Source organism: Mycobacterium arosiense ATCC BAA-1401 = DSM 45069 (assembly GCF_002086125.1).
In the GTDB taxonomy this organism is placed as follows: domain Bacteria; phylum Actinomycetota; class Actinomycetes; order Mycobacteriales; family Mycobacteriaceae; genus Mycobacterium; species Mycobacterium arosiense.
In genome coordinates this window covers 1-19,540 of the sequence record NZ_MVHG01000099.1, presented here as the reverse complement: position 1 = coordinate 19,540, position 19,540 = coordinate 1, and the positions used below count along the sequence as shown (strand labels likewise).

Sequence of the window (19,540 nt, the reverse complement as noted above, 5' to 3'; positions counted from 1 at the left end):
CCGGTGGAAATCGGCCCGCTCTACCAAGACAAGACCATCAAGGTGTGCGCCACCGAAGACCCCGTCTGCTCCGACGGCCTCAACTTCGCCGCGCACGACACCTACGCCGACGACGGCGCGATGATCGACAAGGGAGTCGCGTTCGCCTCCAGCCACCTGGACCTGGGCGGGCCGGCTCCGGCCGCGGCGCCTCCGGCCGGGTTCGGCGACTGAGCAGTCGCGGGGCTAGCCGGTCGCGCCTTTGGCGTTCAAAAACGCGACTATGCCCTGGGTGATTGCGGCCGCGTATTTCGCGCGGCCGTCCGGATTTTCCATCCGCGCGAGGTCGCCGGCGTTTTTCATGTTGCCGAGTTCGACTAAAACCGCGGGATACTGGGCCAGGTTCAGCCCGGCCAGGTCGTCGCGGCCGTACAGGCCGTCGGAGCCGATGTAGTTGGCCGGCTGAAAGCCGGACTGGATCAGGGCTTCCCGCATCGCATGCGCCAGCTGCACGGCGGGCCCGGCTTGGACGTCGCCGAGCGGCGGGCTTGAGTAGTTGACGTGGAATCCGCTGCCGGATGGCGGCCCGCCGTCGGCGTGGATGCTCACGATGGCGTCCGGGCGCAGGGCGTTGGCCGCGGCCGCGCGCTGGTCGATGCACGGCCCGACGCCGCTGTCGCTATCGCGGGACAGCTGCGTGCGAACGCCCATCTGGTTCAGCGCATCGTTGATCAGCCCCACCACCGCCCAGGTGAACGCATGCTCGGGATACCCGTCGTCGGCGGCCGCGCCCGACGTTTGACACGGCTTGGTGCCGCCGCGGCCGTTGGGGACCTGCTGGTTGATCGACGCGTCGTTGACGGCGTTGTGGCCCGGGTCGAGGAAGACGGACATCCCGGCCACTCCGGCGGTTGCCCGCGGGCTGGGCAGTAGCGCGGCAGCCGCGATCGCCGGCATCACACCGGCGACCCTCAGGACGTCGCGGCGTGCGATGCATCGCAGCCCGGCCGGGCGATCGCTCACCGCGCGATGGTAGCAACCGGCTCGCGAGGTTTTGGATGCCGAGGCGAGTGGTGCACCCGCGAAACATCGCGGCGCACAACGGTCCTGATCTACCGTACTAAAAAGTATGTTACGGTCTGGGGCATGCCCGTGGTCGAAAGCCAACCGCTGTACGGCGTCACCGACGAATTCGTCGCCCGGCTGGCCGATCGCGCCGAGGAGGCCGAGCGATCGCGGCGCCTGCCCGCGGCCACGATCAGCGAATTCCGCCAGACCGACCTGTTCCGGTTGCTGTTGCCGGCCCGGTTCGGCGGCCTGCAAGCCTCGTTTCCCGAACTGCTGCAACCGATTCGACGGATGGCGCACGGTTGCGCGTCGAGCGCCTGGACCCTGGGCTTCTACGCGCTGCACAACTGGCTGCTGTCGCTGTTCGATCCGTGCGTTCAGGACGAAGTCTTCGCCTCCGGCCCCGTGCTGGCGCCGGCTCCCCTGGCCCCCACCGGCCGGGCAGTGCCGGCCGACGGCGGCGTCCGCCTGACCGGCAGGTGGTCGTGGGCGACGGGGGCGATGGATGCCGATTGGATGATCGTCGGCGCGCTCGTCGAACGTGAGGACCGTATCGATCCGGTGCTCGTCGTGCTGCCCGCCGACCAGGTCGAGGTCGTAGACACCTGGCAGACGGCCGGCATGCGCGGCACCGGTTCGCACGATCTCGTCGTCACCGACGTTGTGGTCCCGGCGCACCGAGTGGTCGCCGTGGCCGACATCTACGGTGGGACGGCGCCGGGCGCGCGCGAGCACGGGGTCGCGACCTACCGGTGGCCGATGGTTCCGGCGCTGGCGCTGACGGCGGCGATGCCCGTGCTCGGGACCGCGGAGCGGGTGACCGAACTCTTCGCCGAACGGCTCGGCGAGCGCGTGCTGGCTTACAGCGGGGTGGCGCAAAAAGATCAGCCCGCCGCGCAGATCAGGCTGGGCGAGGCCCGGGTGCGGCTGAGCTCACTGCGGGCATTGGTGGCTCAGACCGCCGACGACATCGAGGCGATCGTCGTCAGAGGCGAACGGGTGAGCCGGTCGGTGCGGGCCGAGGCGCGGCTGGCCGCCGCGCGCACCGTGCACGAAAGTCGGGCGATCATCGCCGATCTCATGGAGGCCGCGGGCGCCAGCGCCCACTTTCTGTCGAGCCCACTGCAGCGCGCCAGGCGTGACGTGGACATCGCCGCGGGACACGTGGTGTTCGACTACGACACAAGTCGAGAGTTGGCCGGGGCGTTGGCGATTGGCGCGAAGATCTCACCCATCGCCATGATCTGATTCGACGTGCTCCGTCCCCGACTCGCCCAGCATCACGGCCAGGACTCGTTCTCGTTGGGCCACCGCTCGGGCCTGTTCGGCCGAGCTCGTGAGGTGCAGCAGGCCGATCCCGGCGGCGAAGGTCAATTCGGCGCGCAGTTTGGCGTCCTCGTAGCTCAAACCGTAGTCGCAGTAAGCCTTTATCACGGTGCGAAGCAGCAGTCGGTCGGCGGCGCGGATATTTTCGGCGGCCACCGGGTCCAGGCGGGCCCATTCGCGCATCGCCCGCTCGAGCACCCAGTATTTGGGACTGACCAGCGTTTCGGTCAGCGCCGACAGTCGCTCCCGGGGCGGCAGCGCGTTGAGCTCCGAGAGCGTCTGACGGTCGCGTTCCAGGAATTTGTTCCACGACTCGACCAGCGCGGCCCGATACCGCTCGATGTCCTCAAAATGCCAGTAGAAGCTGCCGCGGGTGACGCCCGCCTGCTGGCAGAGGCGTTCGACCTTGAGTGCGCGCACTCCTTCGTGGGCAAGAACGGTGTAACCGACCTCGAGCCAGTCTTCGGCTGACAGGCGGGTCGACGGCTGCTTGCGCTCCACCACACCATGGACATTACGGGAGTCGTTGCTGGCCGGAGGGAAGATTAGGCAATCTCGCTAACTACTTTCCTCCCGGCGGGTGGGCGGAACGGGCAGGCGCGCGGTCTCATCGATGTCCACGTCGAGCGCGTTGAGCATCAGCGCCAGGCCCGCGTAGCGGCCGATGACCATCAGCGCTTCGACGGTGGCCTCCGAGCCCAGGGCCGCGTGCACTGTTTGGAAAAGCGGTTCGGCGACGCGGCGGGTGGTCAGCAGTTCGGTCGTCAGGTGCAGGATGGCCAACTCGGTGGCGTCGAACCCGATTGTTTGCCAGCCGGCTTCGGAGGTGATGGCCTCGATGGTGGCGGCGTCGACCCCGACCGTTTGTGCGACGTCTTTGTGTTGGCCGAGTTCGTAGGCGCAGTCCATCAGATAAGCGGTGCGCAGCACGATCAGTTCGCGCAGCCTTCGGGAAAGCACCGGGCTGCTCAGGGCGGCGTCGCCGGCGACCATCCACGCGGTAAACACCTTCTCGGCGTTGGCCAGCGCGCGGTAGACGTTGAGATTGCCCCGCCGCGCGGTCAATTCGCGGGCGAGTTCGGGCATCTCCTCGGGGTCACGGTACGGGATGCGGGTCATTTGGTGTCGATGTCGAGGTCGACGGCGTTGAGTACCAGCGCCAGGCCGTAGTAGCAGCTGACGATCATCAGCAGTTCGGTGAGCGCCTCGTCGCCGAGCAGGGCCTGGGCGGTGGCGAAGGTGTCGTCACCGAGCCGGTGGGTGGTGCACAGCTCGGTGACGGTGTCGATGACGGTGCGTTCGTCGCCGGTGAAGCCGGCCGCGTCCAGGTCCCCCTTGCCGAGCAGGGCGTCGATCTGGAGGTCGGTGAGCCCCGCGGTGCGGGCGAAGTCTTTGTGCTGGGCCAGTTCGTAGGGCGAATTCTGCAAATGGGCCACCCGCAGGATGATCACTTCCCGCATCCGCGGGGTGAACGTAGGGCTTTCGAATAGCTGGCCGGCCATCTGCGCCCATCCGTCAAAGATGTTGGGCGCGTTGGCGATCAGTCGTAGCACGTCGAGGGTGTCGGGACGGGCGAGGAGCTGCCGGATATGTTCGGGTTGCTCGTCCGCGTTGGCCAGAGGCATTCGCGTCATCGCCGAGGTCCTTTCTCGTGCACCGACCGTCACTTGGTCACGATCGCCGAGTTGTAGTTAGGGGCCCACGCCTGCTCGAAGGTGGCGAGGGGAATCCGCTCATCCCGACCGGTATCGATGCCGCTGTCGTTAAGGTGCACCACACCGGTCTTGCTGTCGATTCCGGTGACCACCACGAAGTGGTTGGCAGAGTATCGCTTCCCGGGCCGGTTCCAGATTGTCTCGGCATTGAGTATGACGATGACTTTGTGGTTCTCCCCGAGTTTGCGCGCCAGGGCGACGGTGTTGGTCTGGATGTTGCCGGCTCTGATCCAGTAGTGCCACAGCAGGACCGGAAGGTCGGCGATGTCGGTATTGCCCAAGGGCTTCCAGATCGGCCCGTGACCCGTTGCGCTCGGCGTGGTTTCGGCCAACGCGATCATCTGCTGCTCGGTGGGCTCGCGTCCCGTCATCTGGCCGACCACGTCGGCCACCGCCATTTCTCCGCAGTCAGACCCGTGTTGCCGGCGCCAGTAGGGCGCGGCGGCGACGGGATCGCCAAACATTGCCGCCTCATAATCGGCGTCGGGGACGGGAGCGCCCGGGTTGGCGTGCACCCCGGCGGCCAACAGCACCGGCGACGCTGCTGCGGTGGCGGACAACAGAAGGGCCCGGCCAAGGGTTTGCGCGGCGGTGGCGACCTTTGCCCGCAAGGTGCTCGTCATAGGCGCCCGTTCTCGAACCGCCGCAGCGGCGTGTAGAGGCTCAGATGTGGCCTTGAACGGATATTTAACAGAGACTTCGTGGGAATTCGGCAACGACGCGCGGGTGGTTATGGCTGTGAAACCCAAGAAAGGACGGTTCCTGTTAACCCGGCCACTTGCATTGACTCGGGATCATCGGCGAGCCACCCGGATGCGCCGTTGCTGGGGCATTCCTCCAGCGCGACTCATTCAGGCGCACGATGGAGCCGCGCCTCATCGCGACCGGCAGGACGTTCAGGAGGCTCAGGGGCCGTCCCGCCGAATCGTTTCGTCGGCCAGGGCTATGACGGTGTTTCTTTGACCTCGCTGCAGACGCAGTGCGCACCACTGCTATTAGGCAACGGCCGCTCTGGATGCCATGAACACATCCATCGGCATCGGGTGCCGCATCCGCCAGGTGATCGCCATCGGCCGGTCTCCTTCATGCGACACATATTCGGCCGGTCCCAGAAACACGTATGGCGATGTACCCAACGCGTTGCTCTTTGCCTCGCGCACGAACAGCAAGATGTGGGAACCGCGCTGGCGGTGGTGGATGTAGCGCTGCCCGGTGGGCGATGCCGAGGACGTCGTCGATTGCGATTCCCAGTGAAAGAGCGTTGGGCTCAGCGCGTAGTCGCGGTACATCGTGGTTGGTGAGTAGTCGGTTTCCGTCTTCTTAAGGGTGATCAGGAAGGCGTCGGCGTTGGCCGACTCACACCAGGCGACGCCTTCGCGCATGGTGCTTGGTGTACGCCCCAACGTCGCGAACCCGAGGGCAGCCAGGATTTCCTCACGTGAGTAGCTGGCATGCACGGCAAGTGGCACACCGGCCAGATCGGGAGCGAACTCCTTCAGCGCATAGGTAGTGCGCCGTGCGCTGTCGAAGGCGATGTCGATGACCTGATGCATCTCGTCGACCGCAGGTTCGTTCGTTAGGGACGCAAGTCCTGCTGCCACGCTGTCGAATCCGCCTCCGTTAGGAAACAGTGAGAAGAAGAGCATCTCGGCAAGCCGCTTATCGGCTGGGTCCGCCAGCTGCGCGCTCCCAGTCAAGACGGCAGGATAAGCTGTGGCACGCCTTCGGTCATCGACATGGGCGAGTGCGCGAACACGTTTGATGAGGTCTCGCTCCCGTGGGCCGACGTCGGCCACAGCTTTGCCGGCATCGCGGCACAACGTGGTCCACGACCGACCGGTGCGCAGCACGTCTTCGAGACCGCGACCAGAAGCATCGAGATACGAGCGGAGATCGGTGCTGGGATGGGCGTGCACCTCGGCCACCAGCGCCGCCCAGCGGGGCGCCAACTGCTGGCGGATGTTGTCCAGCACCAGCTCCCGCGAAACCGAGTCCAGCACGATCTGGCTTCCCGATGGCAGGAACGGAAAGCCCTGCTCTACTTGCCGCATCAGTTGTTTGCGGCCAAGCCCTGTCAGTGCGCAAAACCGTTGGTCGAAGCGAAACTCACGGCGTTGGTGCCCAACGAAGTCCAAGGCGGTGAGCACCGTTTTGCCCTCGGTCAATCGCAGACCTCGGCCGAGTTGCTGCAAGAAGACTGTGGCACTTTCGGTCGGCCGCAGAAACAGCACGGTATCGACCTCGGGGATGTCGAGGCCTTCGTTGAACAGGTCGACTGCGAACAGCACATTGATCTCCCTGTTGCGCAGTGCTTTCAGTGCTTCCTGGCGTTCAGCGGGCAGCGTATCCGCCGACACGGCGCGGGCCGGAATATTCGCAGCGACAAACCGATCCGCCATGTAGCGAGCGTGATCGATGCTGACGCAGAAACCGAGGGCACGCATCGCGGAAACGTCGGCCACCTTGTCGCGGAGTTCCTTGAGAACAACGCGCACGCGTGCGTCGTTGCCAGTGTAGAGCTTGCTCAGGGCCGCCAGGTCGTATCCGTCACGTCTCCACTGCAAATCGCCCAGATCCACCCCGTCGTAGATTCCGAAGTAGTGAAACGGGCACAACAGGTGCTGTTCGAGCGCTTCCCAGAGTCGAAGTTCGGCAGCCACTCGCCAGTCGAAAAATTCTCGGACGTCCACACCGTCGCCGCGCTCGGGCGTTGCAGTTAGCCCCAATAGTTCGATGGGTCTCACATGGTCGAGCAACCGCCGATAGGACGAGGCTTCGGCGTGGTGGAACTCGTCGACAATTACCACGTCGAAGTGATTGGGCTCGATGGTCGCAAGTCGTTCCGGGGACAACGACTGGACGCTTGCGAAAACATGCCGCCACCTGGAAGGCTGATCGCCGCCCACCAGGAACTCGCCGAAAGTTGGCTCGGTCAGCACCTCTTGATACATGCGGCGTGCGTGCGTGAGGATCTCCTTGCGGTGGGCCACGAACAGTAAGGTCAAATCGCGGCCATAAGTTTCGCGCACCAGGCGGCGATAATCCAGCGCGGCGACCACCGTCTTGCCCGTCCCGGTGGCCGCCACGATCAAGTTCCGGTGCCGGTCGTGCAAGACCCGTTCACCGTCGAGTTCCTCGAGTATCTCGGCCTGGAATGGCTTGGCATGCACCTCCAGACCCGACAGCGTTCCTGTGAGCCGGTCGCGTTCACCTCGACCGGCGGCAACTTCCAGCGCCGCCCGCAGCTTTTCCCCGTCCGACGGTGGCAGATAGGCTTCGAATTCGCGGTTCTCCCAATAAGAGTCAAAGGTCACGCGGAATTTCTCTAGCAGATGCGGTGTCGACACCGCCGAGAGCCGCACGTTCCACTCGAGCCCGTCGACCAGCGCGGCGTGCGACAGGTTGCTCGACCCCACATAGCCGGTATGGAAGCCGGTGTTACGACGCAGCAACCATGCTTTGGCGTGCAGCCGGGTGCGTTGGGTTTCGTAATTAACCCGTACCTGCGCGCCGAAGTCCTCAACCAAAGAATCAAGCGCACGCGCGTCGGTGGCGCCGAGGTAGGTCGTCGTGATGACTCGCAACGGCACCCCACGCCGGCGCAGCTCGTTGAGTTCCTCTTCCAGTAGCCGCAGACCCTGCCACTTGACGAACGCACACAACAGGTCCACCTGATCGGCGCTGGCGAGTTCGGCGCGCAACTCCGCGGCCAAAGTCGGTTCGTTGTGCGCATTGGTCATCAGCGCCGTGTCCGACAACGGAGTCGCGGGCCGAGGCAGACGAGTCACGCCGAGCCGGTTCGCCGCCACCACCTCATCGAGCCGCTCGATTTTCCCGGGTTCGCGTTGATGAAGCGCCTCGTGAGTCGAACCGGGGTCAGGCAGCACGGCCAGGATCTTGTGCACCAGTTCGGCGCGATCTTGCGGCGTCGGCGCGGCTCGAAGCGAACGCTCGATGAGCGGCGTGAGATGCCGCGCAACCGTTAGCGGCTGTTCACCTTCGTCGACCGAGTTGATTTCGGGATGTAAATCGGCTCGCTGACCGAGCTCCTGGTGCAACTGTTTTGTCAGCAACGATTCGTAGAGGCCCTCTTGCACGTCCGGAGCGTAGCGAACATCTTTGACGGACGAGGTTGAATGCGCTCAGTTTTGGAAATGAGGCGGGCTGCCGGAATACCTGCCCAAGGTGGCCCACCGCGGGGCCGCCGAGGGGGCTGCGGCCAATTCGATATGGTTGTGGGGCAACAAAATCTGATTCTTACTGCTTGTCAGCCGCTGGCTGCGCGGCTGTATTGCTACTGTCGCCCACATCGCCAGACCCGGAATCATTTCAACGGGAGCGCCACCGAGGGCGGCGACATCATCTGATCGGGCAGTGACTACACCGCCCTGTCGTACCAGACCTGACCGCTCTTGGAACGACCGACCGGCGAGCGAACTACGGCCTCGCCGGCAACGCCGCCAACCACCCGTCCGACAGCAACTCCAACAACTGCCCATCCGGATCCCGGATCATTGCCATCGCCTCACCCACCGACGCCTCAACCACTTCTCCCCCGAACTCCGCCACCCGAGCCAGCACCCCGGGAAGATCGGACACCGAAAATGAGATGTGCGTCAGCCCGATCTGATCCATAACCCGCTCAGAGCCGGCATGAACCTGACGCTTCGAGTAGTCCATGAGCTCGAGCACCAAGCCATCGCGCACTAGATACGTCGCATGCACGCCGAGCGGCTCGGGCAAACCCACCAGCCGGGACGTCGGGCTGTCGGGCGGATCGAGTTCCCACCAGAACTGGAACCCCAGCAGGCCCTCGTAGAAGCGGCGCGACCGCTCACGATCGGCGACGCATAACCCAACGTGATTGAAAACCGTCCGATGGCTCGTCATGTCAACCTTTCCGCAGCAAATCGGGCCCAAGCGGTCACGGCTGCCGACCTGCAGACCGCTTCCGCCGCCCAGCTTAAAAGCGCAATAATGCAAAGATAACCAATAAGCGCACCGCCGAATACGCACATCACCTTCCGTTGGAGGGCTTTTCGATGGCCACACGTCCGAACGTCAGCGCTGACGCGGTCGTTGACTTCGACCATCATTCCGATGCGTTCAACCTCAACGAGCTGGCCGTCAACGCCGACCTGCGGCAGCGATGTCCCGTGGCGTGGAACGAGAACTACGGCGGGTTCTGGTTCCTCAGCAGCTACGACGCCGTCAGCCAAACCGCCCGCGACGGCGACACTTTCGCCCACAAATACGAACCCGACGCCGCAGACGGCGTCGACTACCAAGGCGAGATGGGCGTCCCGCGCCCCGACGGCCAGCCGGCCCTGGGCATCGGCGAGGTCGACGGCCCCTATCACCAAGCGCTACGGCACGCGCTGGCGCCGTTCTTCTCCCCCGGCGCCGTCGAAAAACTCAAGCCGTTCATGGAGCAATCCGCCCACTGGTTCCTCGACCAACACATCACCGAGGGGCACATGGACCTGGTGCTCGACTACGCCAGCCCGGTCCCGGCCATCCTGACCATGAAGCTGATGGGCCTGCCCTACGACAATTGGCACTTATACGCCAACCTCTTTCACTCCGTCATGGCCGTCTCCCAGGACAGCGACGAGTACGCCGCCGCGATCGCCAAAGTGCCCGCCATGATGCAAGAGGTCCTCGAGTTCGCCGCCAACCGACGGGCCGACGCCCGAGAAGACCTGACCAGCTTCCTCATTCAGTTCGAATTCGACGGCCAGCGCCTCACCGACGAACAACTGCTCAACATCCTGTGGAACCTCATCGGCGGCGGCGTCGACACCACCACCTCCCAAACCGCGCTGACCCTGCTGCACCTGGGCACCCACCCCGACCTCCGACAACAACTGATCGACCACCCAGAGCTCCACCGCACCGCCACCGACGAATTCCTGCGCTACTTCTCCGTCAACCAAACCCTCAGCCGCACAGTCACTCACGACGTCGTGTTCGCCGGGCAACGCCTACGCAAAAATGACAAAGTCGTCATCAGCTGGCTGTCGGCCAACCACGACGAAAACGAGTTCGACCGGCCCGACGAGATTATCCTCGATCGCACCCCCAACCGCCACGTCGCCTTCGGACTGGGCCCGCACCGCTGCATCGGCTCGCACCTGGCCCGGCTGATGTCCGCCGTGATGGTCAAGGCCGTCCTCGACCGCATCCCCGACTACGAGGTCGACGTCGAAAACGTCCACCAATACTTGGGCAACCCGAACATGACCGGGCTGGGCAAACTCCCGGTCACCTTCACGCCCGGCGCCAGCCGGGAAACCGAACGACCGTGGTGATCGGTCAAAGCACTTGCGCCACAACACCCGCGATGATCTCATCGGGGGCTTGAACGATCCCGACCGCGCCCAGTTGGCCGCCGATGGCCAGCGATGCGATGCCGTGCACCAGCGACCAGAGCGGCGCGGCCACCTCTCGCGGATCCCGGCCCTCGACGATCCCCGCCTCCTGGCACTTGGTGATGGCGTCGAGCAGGTCGCCGAACGCCTGCTCGCCGGCCATCGCCATGCCCGGCCGCTCGGCCTTCAGCGACTCCGCGCCGAACATCACCTGATAGTGATCGGGGTGGGCGATGGCCCATCGCACATAGGCCCGGCCGAGCTCGATCACCCGCTCCTTCGGATCTTCAGCGCGCTCGGCAGCCGCGGCCAGGTCGGCGTGCAACTGCTGAAAGCCCTGCTCGGCGACGGCGGCCAGCAGCTCGGCCTTGTCGGCGAAATGCCGGTACGGCGCCGCGGCGCTGACCCCGGCGCGCCGGGCCGCCTCGGTGAGGGTGAACCCCTTCGGCCCCTTCTCGGCCACCAGCGAGAGCGCGGCGCTGGTCAGCGCCCGCTTGAGATCGCCGTGGTGATAGCTCTGACGCCGCCGGACGGCCGACCGCTGCGCTGCCATGTTGACGACATTAACATTATCGGTTATGTTAAGGCTATTCACATTGGCGACCAGGGGAGATGACATGTCCAATCTGCATGAGACCCCAACCAGGCTCGTTGGCACCCGCGACCGGGAGAAGGCGGCCGATCTGCTCGGCCAGGCGTTCGCCCAGGGATACCTGCAGGTCGACGAGTACGACCGACGGCTGCAAACGGTGTTCCAGACGCACACCGCCCAAGAACTGCACGAACTCCTCGCCGACCTGCCGCTCGATCGCATCCGGCGCCACGACCCGCGCCGGCGTGCCGCTCGCGTCGCCGCAGCACGCCGCGGCGTGCGCGCTCACCTCGCCGTGTACCTCACCATGGTGGCCATCGTGCTCACCGTGTGGGCGGCCGTCGCCCTGACCACCGAAGCATCCTATTTCTGGCCGATCTGGCCCATCCTCGGCGCGGGTATCGGACTCGTCGGCCACGCCGCGTCCATACCACGCGTCAACGAGAACCGTTGGCAGCCAGTCCTTTCGGCCATCTTGGCGCCCGCCTGGTGCCGAGGGGCCCCGCGTCCGTGGTGACCCCTTGCGCCCCAACGGCGTCTGCCGCCACTATGGCTAGTCATGGCGCGAACATGGTTGTCGATCAGGGTCGATCTGATCAGCGGTCGCGGCGAGGACTACTGGCCGCGACCGGGCAGGGTCTTTGCCGCCAGCCGGACCCAGCGATTTAGCCACCTCGCCGAGGCGATCGACACCGCCTTCGCCCGTTGGGATCGCTCGCACCTCTTCAAATTCGAATTAGGCAACGGCCGCGTGATTGGTCAACCTGAGTTCGACGACTTCGGACAGGGCATCCTGGATGCCGGGTACGACAAAGCTGTCCACGCTGGCATTAGGTGAGCAATTCGTTTACGAGTTCGACTTCGGCGAGGGTTGGACCCATCTGTGCACGGTGGGGTCTGAACTGATCGATCCCGAAGACGAATTGGGGATTGTGCCGAAATCTCCGCTTCCGTATTGGGGTTGGGGCGACATCCCCGACCAGTACGGGCGCCGGTGGATTGACGATGACGGCGACGGAAACATGCCGCCGGATCCCGCGCTGAGCGATTTGCCGCCTTTGCAGCCAGGCTGGGGCCCGCGGACCTGACGCAGGCCGTTGGCCTATCGCAGGCTATCGATCCTCTTCCGCAGCATCTGCGCGAGGAGTTCGGTTTGGCGCTCATCGAAACCGATTTCACCGCATTTCTCTGGCCAATCGTGTGCCGCATCGACAATCGCGTCGATCATCCGTGTGATCGCGCGTGGCCGTAGCCCAAGGCGCTCGGCGGCATCCAGGAAGTCGCCGCGAGTGAGCCGGTTCGCGCGGCCATAAAGATCGAGCGCCATGGGATCGCGCCAGCGCATATAAGGCTGGGTGCAGAGCAGGTCGTACGCGGGTGTGGCTTGCCAGACACCATCTGGGTTGTAGATCGACAGGTTCTTACCATGCAGGTCGCCGTTGCCGATAAGCCAAGAAAAAACAACGACTTTCAGCAATTCGAGGACAGTGGCTAGCTTGGACCCGCCGCCCCGTCCACACGCATCGGCAAGCGCTGTAATCGCGGTCTCGGTTTTGATGCGGTACTTCGACGCGGGATACATTCCGGCGACCTGGCATGCGTCCTCTTGGGCGATTCGCGTCGCACCTCCCCGGTCGAATCGGGTCACCAGCAAGGCACTACCCCCCTCGTCGTCGTGCAGCAGCGACGTCGGGGCGACGCGAAGCCCGCACGCCGCGGCCATCGTCATGAAGAAGTGCTCGTTCTCGACGATCAGCGGATACTGAACGGGATTGAGCTTGAGTATCGCCGGCCCGGAACGGGTTTGAGCCGGTGCTGACAGCATCGCCGCGCTGACTTTCGGCTGTACTCCGGCCAGGCCCACGGGGTCTGCGTCGACCGAACCTGTCAACCGTGCGAATACGGCACGAAAATTGTTGTCGCGCTTGGGCTCAAACATCGGCAGTGGCCGAGCCGGTGCGGCACCCGCCGGCACGACTCGAACATTGCCGATAGTGTCCGCGCCGATCGCCAGCAACAACGTGAGGTGGTCGTCGGCCGAGGTTTTCGTCGACGACGTCACCACGCCTAGTCGGACCCCCTCGGGAAGAAGCCCCGCAAAGAACGGCGGAACGGCCCCTCCCGCGGTGACGACGGGATATTTGCCGGACCGAAGTAGCGACCACGACACCGATCGTTCCCGAATACTCGATTTGGCGGCACGGTGGTCAGCCGTGTAATCGAAGCTGATCGTGTCCGAGCTTTCGCGAGTCAGACGAGCAGCGAGATCTTCGCCGATATACACGTCAGCCTCGGTGACGTCCCGTAGATCGAGGCGGGATCTGGTCATTCAGCCGCTGCGCTCACGTCGATGTGCATGCCGAGGACCTCGGCGATCTGGACGACGGACCCGAACTTGACCGCGCCGCTTCCCCGTTCGAGTGACTGGACGCTGGAGCGCGAGACGCCGGCCAAGTCGGCCAAGGTCTGCTGGGTGAGGCGCAGCGCGACTCGCCGTTCCGCGAAATCCCGCCCTATGCGTGCTATATCAGGCATAGAGTTGTCCAGGCGCGGGCTGGTCCTTCTAGGAGTTGCCACCTCAATCCTTATGCTTGGAATCACCTGCATAAATAGCATGCGCTGGCGGACTGGCGCCTGTCAACCGTCTATGCATTATTTTTCAAGCTTAAGCGTGGCAGACGGTTTACCCGTTGCACTCGCCGGCCGCGCCGAAACCTTCTGCGCGCGCGGTGATTACGTGGCCGTGGCGTACTGCAGCACGGGTTCGGAAGAATCGACGTGGCCGAAGCTGATGATCCGCAGCCGGTACGGTCGCACCTCGTAGACGACGCCGTCGACCGGGTTGGTGACGTCGAAACCGTCCTCGACCCGCTCGGCATTGGAAAGCTCGATGTGGGCGCCGTCGCGAATCCGCTCGCCGCGGTAATAATAGGTCCCGCTGAGGTTTTGGCACACCACCGCAAGCGACTTGGCGGTGCGCAACACGGCGGCCGGCGGATTGCCCGGGTCGCAGCGCGCCGTCTCGCCGACGAACCCCAACCCGTCGGCGCCCTTCACCGGACGCGAGAGTGTCGGCGTCAGCGGTGGCGGCGGAGTCGTCGACGCCGGGGGTGCGGCCGCCCGCGCCGTCGACGGCGCCGCCGAGGTTGAACCCTTGTGATGGGTGCCGACAACGGTTTTCACCGACAACACCAATCCGACGATCAACATGACCGCCGCGACCGCGGTCACCACGACCGGCATGCGGCCGGCCGCCGGCCAACGCCGTGACGGTCCGGGCGCGACAGGCGGCTTCGGGCCGGCGTCCGGCTCAGCGGGAGTGACCATGGGCAACGGCTTCGTCTTCGGGGGGTCGCTTCGCCCGGCGCCCACACCCACCGGGTGCTCGTAGGCCGCGAACACCGCGTCACTGGCGGCCCGCGCAAGCTCACCGGCGGATGCGAACCGCGCCGCGCCGTGTTTGGCCATGCCCCGGGCGATGATGTCGTCGTAGTCGCGGCCCACACCGCGGCGCATGATGCTGGGCCGGGGTGGCGGCGACAGCATGTGCGCGCGCTTCAGCTCCCCCGCGTCCTCGCTCTCGAATGGCGGCTGACCGGTGAGGCATTCGTAGAGCACGCACGTCAACGAGTAGATGTCGGTCTGCGGCCCGACGCGCCCGGTGGTGAATCGCTCGGGCGCCATGTAGGTGCGCGAGAGCTTTTCGTCGCCGGCGGCCTGGGCGATGCCGAAGTCGGCGAGGTAGGTGAAGTGGTCGTGGGTCAGCAGGATGTTCTCGGGCTTGACGTCGAGGTTCACCACCCCGGCGGCGTGCGCGGCGTCCAGGGCGCGGGCCACCTGCGCGGTGATCGACGCCGCCCGCGAGGGCTCCAGCCCGCCCTGCTCACGCAGCAGGTCCTTGAGGCTGCCTCCGTCGTCGACCAGGTGCATGTCGATGTAGGGCACGCCGTCGATCTCGCCGAAGTCATGCAGCGAAATGACGTGCGGCTCCTGTAGCCGCGTCAGATTCCGGCACTCGCGCCAAAGGCGTTGCTGGAAGCCAGGGTCCGCGGCCATATCGCCGCGTAACAGCTTGAGCGCGACCATCCGGTCCTTAACCGTGTCGTACGCGCGGTAGACCTCGCCCATGGCCCCGGTGCCGATCAGTGATCGCAGCTCGTACGGCCCGAACCGGGTACCGAGCCGCGAACCGCGGGACGAGGAGGTCAACGAACGATCCTTTCTGCTTGAGACGGTTCAGGCGGCGGGTTCCCCAATCGGCCGCCGACGTAACGTGCGCAGCCTCACGCGTGTCGCTACGTCGAGACACCCTGGCGGCCGCTATTGCCGCCCGGCCGACCCGCAGGACCGGCCTACACGAAGCTGCGCCAGCCCCACCCTAGTGGCAGCGACGCCAGGATGACGCTCTCGGACCGTCGCGTTATTCGCCCTGTCTTAGCGACTTAGCTAGTCGTTCGCCCTCGGGCGTTAGTTCGAGCCATATCGTCAGATCCCACAGCGTGGGTTCGTCATAGTGGCCGACGAAGAGGTCGTAGACGTGGTCCATGGCGGCGTCGATCGAAAGATTCCAGGGCACGACTCGTTCGTCGGAAGCACCGAGTATCTCTCCGATCTTCATCAGGCCATCGTCGAGCAAAGACCGAATTGTGCGCAGCACCACGTCCTGCTGACCAGCAACAGTGTCGGCGAGTTGTTCACGTCTCATGACCGAGGTGACGTGCGCCATCGGCAGGCAGTTTCCCACGGCATCAGATAACAGCCGAGTACGCAGTCGATCTTGAGCGCTACACAATCGTCACCGCTAGGGCCGCCGATAGACCCGGCGTTCGCATCACCGTCGCCGCCATCTTGTTTCCAGCTGCGATCGACAGCTTGGATGTGACCGTTGCGCGCAGGCAGAGGATCCACCTGGGTTGGGTTTTCCGGGAATGTATGGCGGATTCCGGCCATGGCGGCGGTGACCTTGCCGGCGACTTGTTGATCCAGGGCGACCAATTGTGCGGCACGTTGGCGGATGTCGCCGGCATGGGCTTGCGCTTGGGCTTGCCGGGTTGCCCGCTGCGCAGTCGATCCGCCGGTCATGCGGTCGGCGACCGAAAGATCTTCACCCACCTCGAATCCTGCCGCGCGCGCATCCTCTACCGCGTAGTGCGGGCGGGAGCGAGCGGCATACAGATCCGGGGCCCCGCTTCGCCCAACCCGGGCTGCAGCCTGTAGCTGGTCGACTGCTGCACTCGTGGTTGCAGGTCGGCATGCGTCGCATTGCGCAGCGCATCGGCAGCTTCGCCGCGCCAATCGACCGACGCGGCGTCTCGCCACACCTGGTGAGCCACTCCGTAGCTACGCTCGCCCACCGTCTCCCCAGTGAGCGGCCGCCTCGGTGAGATGCTCTGTGGGCCAGGCTAATAGCGCCGACAAGCCAGGAGCCTGTGCAACCGCTCCCATTGCTACACGCTGATAACCGACTGGCCTACCGCAGCGAGGTCGGTGGCCGACTCAGCTTCGTTGGCGCCATAACGCGTATCGGCTTGGCGCACACACGTGGCGCGCGCACTTACTCGTGCCGCCAACCCGGCGGCGAACGCGGCGACATCAACCTGGGCACCGTTGACGGCAGCCGCGCTGGGCTGCCACGACGATCCCAGCCCTGTGGCCGCAGCCGTGTCGTTTAAACCGTCCGTCAAAGCCGCCCAACGGGTCGCCACGGCCTGGACGCTGGCCCCATCCGCACGCATCATTTGTCCCACAAGCCGAAGCGTAAGCTGCACGTCACGCGCCTGCCACTCACTAACTCAGCGTTGAATCTGGCGGCCGGCACGTAAGAAGGTGAGGCCTTCAATGTCCGACATGACGGCGCGATTCGCGAAGATCGTCGGCGAGCACAACCTGCTTACGGGCGACGCCGTTTCCGACGACTACGCACACGACGAGGTGCTGACCAAGCCCCCACAAAAGCCGGCGTACCTGGCCAAACCGGCGACCGCCGACGAGGTCGCACAGCTACTCAAGACGGCAACGGAAAACCAGGTGCCGGTGACCGCGCGCGGTTCGGGGACCGGCCTGTCGGGCGCGGCGATCCCCCGCGCGGACGGGCTGCTGATCTCCTTCGAGCGCATGAACGCCGTGCTGGATGTCGACGTCACCAACCAGGTCGCCGTCGTGCAACCCGGGGTAACGCTCACCGAACTGGACGACGCGACCGCCGGCACCGGGCTGCGATACATGGTCCACCCGGGCGAGCTGTCGTCCAGCGTAGGCGGCAACGTCGGCACCAACGCCGGCGGCATGCGCGCGGTCAAGTACGGGATCGCGCGCCACAACGTGCTCGGGCTGCAGGCGGCGCTGCCGACCGGTGAGCTCATCCGCACCGGCGGCAAGATCGCCAAGGTTTCCACCGGCTACGACCTGACCCAGCTCATCGTCGGCTCCGAGGGCACCCTGGCCCTGGCCACCGAGGTGACCGTCAAGCTGCATCCGCGCCTCGACCACACCGCCACGGTGCTCGCGCCGTTCGCCGACTTCGACCAGGTCATGGAGGCGGTACCCAAGATCCTCGCCACCGGCCTGGCGCCCTACATCCTCGAGTACATCGACAGCGTGACGATGGCCGCGCTGGTGCATACCCAAAACCTTGAGCTGGGCGTGCCCGACGCCGTCCGCGACAGCTGTCAGGCGTATCTGGTTGTGGCGCTTGAGAATCGGACCGCCGACCGGCTGGACGAGGACGTCGAGACGGCCGGTGAGCTGCTCGCCGAGCTGGGCGCGGTGGACGCCTACGTGCTCGAGGGCGGCTCGGCGCGCAAGCTCATCGAGGCGCGCGAGAAGGCGTTCTGGACGCTCAAGGCGCTCAACGCCGACGACCTTATCGACGCCGTCGTGCCGCGCGGCGCCATGCCGAAGTTCCTGTCCGGCGCGCGCGGTCTGGCGGCGGCGGCCGGCGCGGCCGCGGCGGGCTGCGGGCACGCCGGCGACGGCAACGTCCACCTGGCCATCTTCTGCCCCGACTCCGCGATCCGAACGCAGCTGCTGACCGACATCTTCGCTCTGGCAATGGAATTGGGCGGCGCGATCTCCGGCGAACACGGCCTGGGCCGCGCCAAGGCCCCATACTTTGTGGAGCTCGAGGACCCGGTCAAGGTCGACCTGATGCGCCGCATCAAGGCGAGCTTTGATCCGGCGGGCATCCTCAATCCGGACGTCATGTTTGCGTCGGACGCGTGACCCGCTGCGTCGAACCCTCAACGCGCCGTGGCCAATTCGCTCACGATGTCGAGCCGGAGGAACTCCGGCGCCTTGATCACCCTGCGCAGCATGAAGCGGATGAACGCCGGCATGTCGGTCGCGTTCGCGTCGCGGAACACTATCGGCGCGCCGAGCTGGTAGCGCCGCCGCCGGGTCTGCAGTTCGCAGCCCCCCGCGGCGAGGACGTTGCGCACCCAATCCGTTTCGGGACCGTAGGTCAGCGCGATCACAAATCCGTTGTGGCGGCGGAAGACCCACAGCGGGGTCCGAAAGGTGCGTCCCGATTTGCGCCCGCGATGGACGACAACTCCCCATCCCGGCGCCCACGGAGCGATGTACTTGGTGAATCGATTGAGGCCGATCTTGTTGAACTGGGCAACCCATCGCGGTGCTGGCATCTCCGTAACTCCTCACTTGGAGAATTTATGCGACCATGCTAAAGCGCGGACACCCGGAAGTCAACGACTGTAGAATTTACAAATTGTGGCCCCCATTGGACGACGGCCGGGCAACCCCGACACCCGCAACGACATCGTGGCGACCGCGCGACGGCTGTTCGCCGACTCCGGGTACGACAAGACCTCGGTCCGCGACATCGCCGCCGGCGCCGGCGTCGACCCGGCGCTGATCCGGCACTATTTCGGCAGCAAGGCAGAGCTGTTCCGGTCCACCATGGGGTGGCCGTTCGACCCGGCTGAAATCGGCAAGCGCATCGCTCGCGGCGATCGCAAGGAAATCGGCAAGCGCCTGACACAGGTGTTCTTCGCGGCATGGGAGCAACCAGACTCCCGCGCCTCCCTACTGGCGATCCTGCGGGGTGCCGCCACCCACGAGGAGTCGGCCGCCTTGGTGCGTCAGTTCATTCAGGGCCAGCTGTACCCGCAGTTGGCCAAGCTGCTGGCGGGGTCTGACACCGAGCTGCGTATCGATTTGGCCATGGCCCAACTTCTGGGCATCGCCTACTTGCGCTATGTCCTTCAGGTCGAGCCGATCGCGTCCGCTCCGGCGGACGAACTCGTTGCGCGGGTCGCGCCCGTCGTTACCGCCCACCTCACGTCGCGCCGTTAGAGGAACTCCGCCGCGTCCTGCAGACCGCACCCCACCCGAAAAGCTCAGCTATGCAACGGCTCTCGGCCGATCGCCGGCGTGGCGGACGCGTCCACGTCGGTTTCTTCGTGGTCGGCGAGCCAGCGTTCGGCGTCGATGGCCGCCGAGCAGCCGCTGCCCGCGGCGGTGATGGCTTGGCG

At 65.4% G+C, this 19,540-nt stretch carries 21 protein-coding genes and 3 pseudogenes; 9 read left to right on the top strand and 15 right to left on the bottom strand.

Translation table 11 applies throughout. The features are described 5' to 3' along the window. Positions 1-213 (top strand): cutinase family protein (locus BST14_RS24435; protein WP_142279573.1); only part of this gene is annotated, 213 nt, incomplete at its 5' end. 12 nt (positions 214-225) lie between these two features. Here the strand turns inward: BST14_RS24435 and BST14_RS24430 are convergent. Further along, positions 226-1,002 (bottom strand): Rv3717 family N-acetylmuramoyl-L-alanine amidase, encoded by a 777-nt coding sequence (locus tag BST14_RS24430; protein ID WP_083066906.1) that lies wholly within the window; start codon positions 1,000-1,002, stop codon positions 226-228. Positions 1,003-1,125: 123 nt separating this feature from the next. On the opposite strand from BST14_RS24430, the gene BST14_RS24425 reads away from it, so the two are divergent. Next, positions 1,126-2,295: an acyl-CoA dehydrogenase family protein gene (locus tag BST14_RS24425; RefSeq protein WP_083066905.1), complete on the top strand. Its 1,170-nt coding sequence runs from the start codon at positions 1,126-1,128 to the stop codon at positions 2,293-2,295. Here the strand turns inward: BST14_RS24425 and BST14_RS24420 are convergent. Genes BST14_RS24420 through BST14_RS24405 form a run of 4 tightly spaced genes read right to left on the bottom strand, consistent with a single transcriptional unit; the run spans position 2,275 to position 4,711 of the window. Further along, the gene (locus BST14_RS24420; protein ID WP_083066904.1) at positions 2,275-2,877 is read right to left on the bottom strand and encodes a TetR/AcrR family transcriptional regulator; all 603 of its coding nucleotides are present in this window, start codon (positions 2,875-2,877) and stop codon (positions 2,275-2,277) included. The two genes, BST14_RS24425 and BST14_RS24420, sit on opposite strands and share 21 nt — an antisense overlap. 54 nt (positions 2,878-2,931) lie before the next feature. Beyond that, positions 2,932-3,492, bottom strand: a complete 561-nt coding sequence (locus BST14_RS24415) for a carboxymuconolactone decarboxylase family protein (RefSeq protein ID WP_083066903.1) — start codon at positions 3,490-3,492, stop codon at positions 2,932-2,934. Then, the gene (locus BST14_RS24410) at positions 3,489-4,007 is read right to left on the bottom strand and encodes a carboxymuconolactone decarboxylase family protein (protein ID WP_211280807.1); all 519 of its coding nucleotides are present in this window, start codon (positions 4,005-4,007) and stop codon (positions 3,489-3,491) included. The genes BST14_RS24415 and BST14_RS24410 overlap by 4 nt, the downstream gene beginning before the upstream one ends. Positions 4,008-4,036: 29 nt before the next feature. Next, positions 4,037-4,711, bottom strand: coding sequence for a C39 family peptidase (locus BST14_RS24405; protein WP_142279572.1), 675 nt, complete (start codon positions 4,709-4,711; stop codon positions 4,037-4,039). A gap of 194 nt (positions 4,712-4,905) precedes the next feature. Here BST14_RS24405 and BST14_RS31180 point away from each other — a divergent pair. Beyond that, positions 4,906-5,037, top strand: a pseudogene (locus BST14_RS31180) (NUDIX hydrolase); the annotation flags it as partial. Between the two features lie 46 nt (positions 5,038-5,083). On the opposite strand, the gene BST14_RS24395 reads toward BST14_RS31180, so the two are convergent. Then, a complete protein-coding gene (locus tag BST14_RS24395) occupies positions 5,084-8,185 on the bottom strand; it encodes a DEAD/DEAH box helicase (RefSeq protein ID WP_083066901.1) in 3,102 nt (1,033 codons plus the stop codon). Between the two features lie 340 nt (positions 8,186-8,525). After that, positions 8,526-8,978 carry a VOC family protein gene (locus BST14_RS24390; RefSeq protein ID WP_083066900.1) on the bottom strand — a complete coding sequence of 151 codons (453 nt, stop codon included), beginning with the start codon at positions 8,976-8,978 and terminating at the stop codon, positions 8,526-8,528. A 152-nt stretch (positions 8,979-9,130) separates the two neighbouring features. On the opposite strand from BST14_RS24390, the gene BST14_RS24385 reads away from it, so the two are divergent. Beyond that, positions 9,131-10,399, top strand: coding sequence for a cytochrome P450 (locus BST14_RS24385; protein WP_083066899.1), 1,269 nt, complete (start codon positions 9,131-9,133; stop codon positions 10,397-10,399). A gap of 4 nt (positions 10,400-10,403) precedes the next feature. Here BST14_RS24385 and BST14_RS24380 read toward each other — a convergent pair whose 3' ends face one another. Continuing rightward, the gene (locus BST14_RS24380) at positions 10,404-11,012 is read right to left on the bottom strand and encodes a TetR/AcrR family transcriptional regulator (protein ID WP_083066898.1); all 609 of its coding nucleotides are present in this window, start codon (positions 11,010-11,012) and stop codon (positions 10,404-10,406) included. 64 nt (positions 11,013-11,076) lie between these two features. Here BST14_RS24380 and BST14_RS24375 point away from each other — a divergent pair, with 64 nt between their 5' ends. Genes BST14_RS24375 through BST14_RS30600 form a run of 3 tightly spaced genes read left to right on the top strand, consistent with a single transcriptional unit; the run spans position 11,077 to position 12,139 of the window. Further along, positions 11,077-11,568 (top strand): DUF1707 domain-containing protein, encoded by a 492-nt coding sequence (locus BST14_RS24375; protein ID WP_083066897.1) that lies wholly within the window; start codon positions 11,077-11,079, stop codon positions 11,566-11,568. Between the two features lie 42 nt (positions 11,569-11,610). Beyond that, positions 11,611-11,889, top strand: coding sequence for a hypothetical protein (locus BST14_RS30605; RefSeq protein ID WP_211280806.1), 279 nt, complete (start codon positions 11,611-11,613; stop codon positions 11,887-11,889). Beyond that, positions 11,849-12,139 carry a hypothetical protein gene (locus BST14_RS30600; RefSeq protein WP_211280805.1) on the top strand — a complete coding sequence of 97 codons (291 nt, stop codon included), beginning with the start codon at positions 11,849-11,851 and terminating at the stop codon, positions 12,137-12,139. Before BST14_RS30605 ends, BST14_RS30600 begins: the two co-directional genes overlap by 41 nt. A gap of 14 nt (positions 12,140-12,153) precedes the next feature. On the opposite strand, the gene BST14_RS24365 is transcribed toward BST14_RS30600, so the two are convergent. The 5 genes and pseudogenes from BST14_RS24365 to BST14_RS24345 all read right to left on the bottom strand — a co-directional run. Continuing rightward, positions 12,154-13,380, bottom strand: coding sequence for a type II toxin-antitoxin system HipA family toxin (locus tag BST14_RS24365; protein WP_083066896.1), 1,227 nt, complete (start codon positions 13,378-13,380; stop codon positions 12,154-12,156). Further along, the gene (locus tag BST14_RS24360) at positions 13,377-13,586 is read right to left on the bottom strand and encodes a helix-turn-helix domain-containing protein (RefSeq protein WP_083066908.1); all 210 of its coding nucleotides are present in this window, start codon (positions 13,584-13,586) and stop codon (positions 13,377-13,379) included. The genes BST14_RS24365 and BST14_RS24360 overlap by 4 nt, the downstream gene beginning before the upstream one ends. A gap of 198 nt (positions 13,587-13,784) precedes the next feature. Continuing rightward, positions 13,785-15,260 carry a serine/threonine-protein kinase gene (locus BST14_RS24355; RefSeq protein WP_083066895.1) on the bottom strand — a complete coding sequence of 492 codons (1,476 nt, stop codon included), beginning with the start codon at positions 15,258-15,260 and terminating at the stop codon, positions 13,785-13,787. A 211-nt stretch (positions 15,261-15,471) separates the two neighbouring features. Then, positions 15,472-15,777, bottom strand: coding sequence for a hypothetical protein (locus BST14_RS24350; RefSeq protein ID WP_083066894.1), 306 nt, complete (start codon positions 15,775-15,777; stop codon positions 15,472-15,474). A 119-nt stretch (positions 15,778-15,896) separates the two neighbouring features. After that, positions 15,897-16,496 (bottom strand): annotated as a pseudogene (locus BST14_RS24345) (hypothetical protein); the annotation flags it as partial. A gap of 393 nt (positions 16,497-16,889) precedes the next feature. Between BST14_RS24345 and BST14_RS24335 the strand changes: the two are divergent. Then, a complete protein-coding gene (locus BST14_RS24335) occupies positions 16,890-18,272 on the top strand; it encodes an FAD-binding oxidoreductase (protein WP_083066893.1) in 1,383 nt (460 codons plus the stop codon). A gap of 17 nt (positions 18,273-18,289) precedes the next feature. Here BST14_RS24335 and BST14_RS24330 read toward each other — a convergent pair whose 3' ends face one another. Continuing rightward, positions 18,290-18,691 carry a nitroreductase family deazaflavin-dependent oxidoreductase gene (locus tag BST14_RS24330; protein WP_083066892.1) on the bottom strand — a complete coding sequence of 134 codons (402 nt, stop codon included), beginning with the start codon at positions 18,689-18,691 and terminating at the stop codon, positions 18,290-18,292. 85 nt (positions 18,692-18,776) lie between these two features. On the opposite strand from BST14_RS24330, the gene BST14_RS24325 reads away from it, so the two are divergent. Continuing rightward, entirely contained in the window at positions 18,777-19,361 is a 585-nt protein-coding gene (locus BST14_RS24325) for a TetR/AcrR family transcriptional regulator (protein ID WP_083066891.1), read from the top strand. Between the two features lie 44 nt (positions 19,362-19,405). Here the strand turns inward: BST14_RS24325 and BST14_RS29755 are convergent. Next, positions 19,406-19,540: pseudogene (locus tag BST14_RS29755) on the bottom strand (thioredoxin-disulfide reductase); the annotation flags it as partial.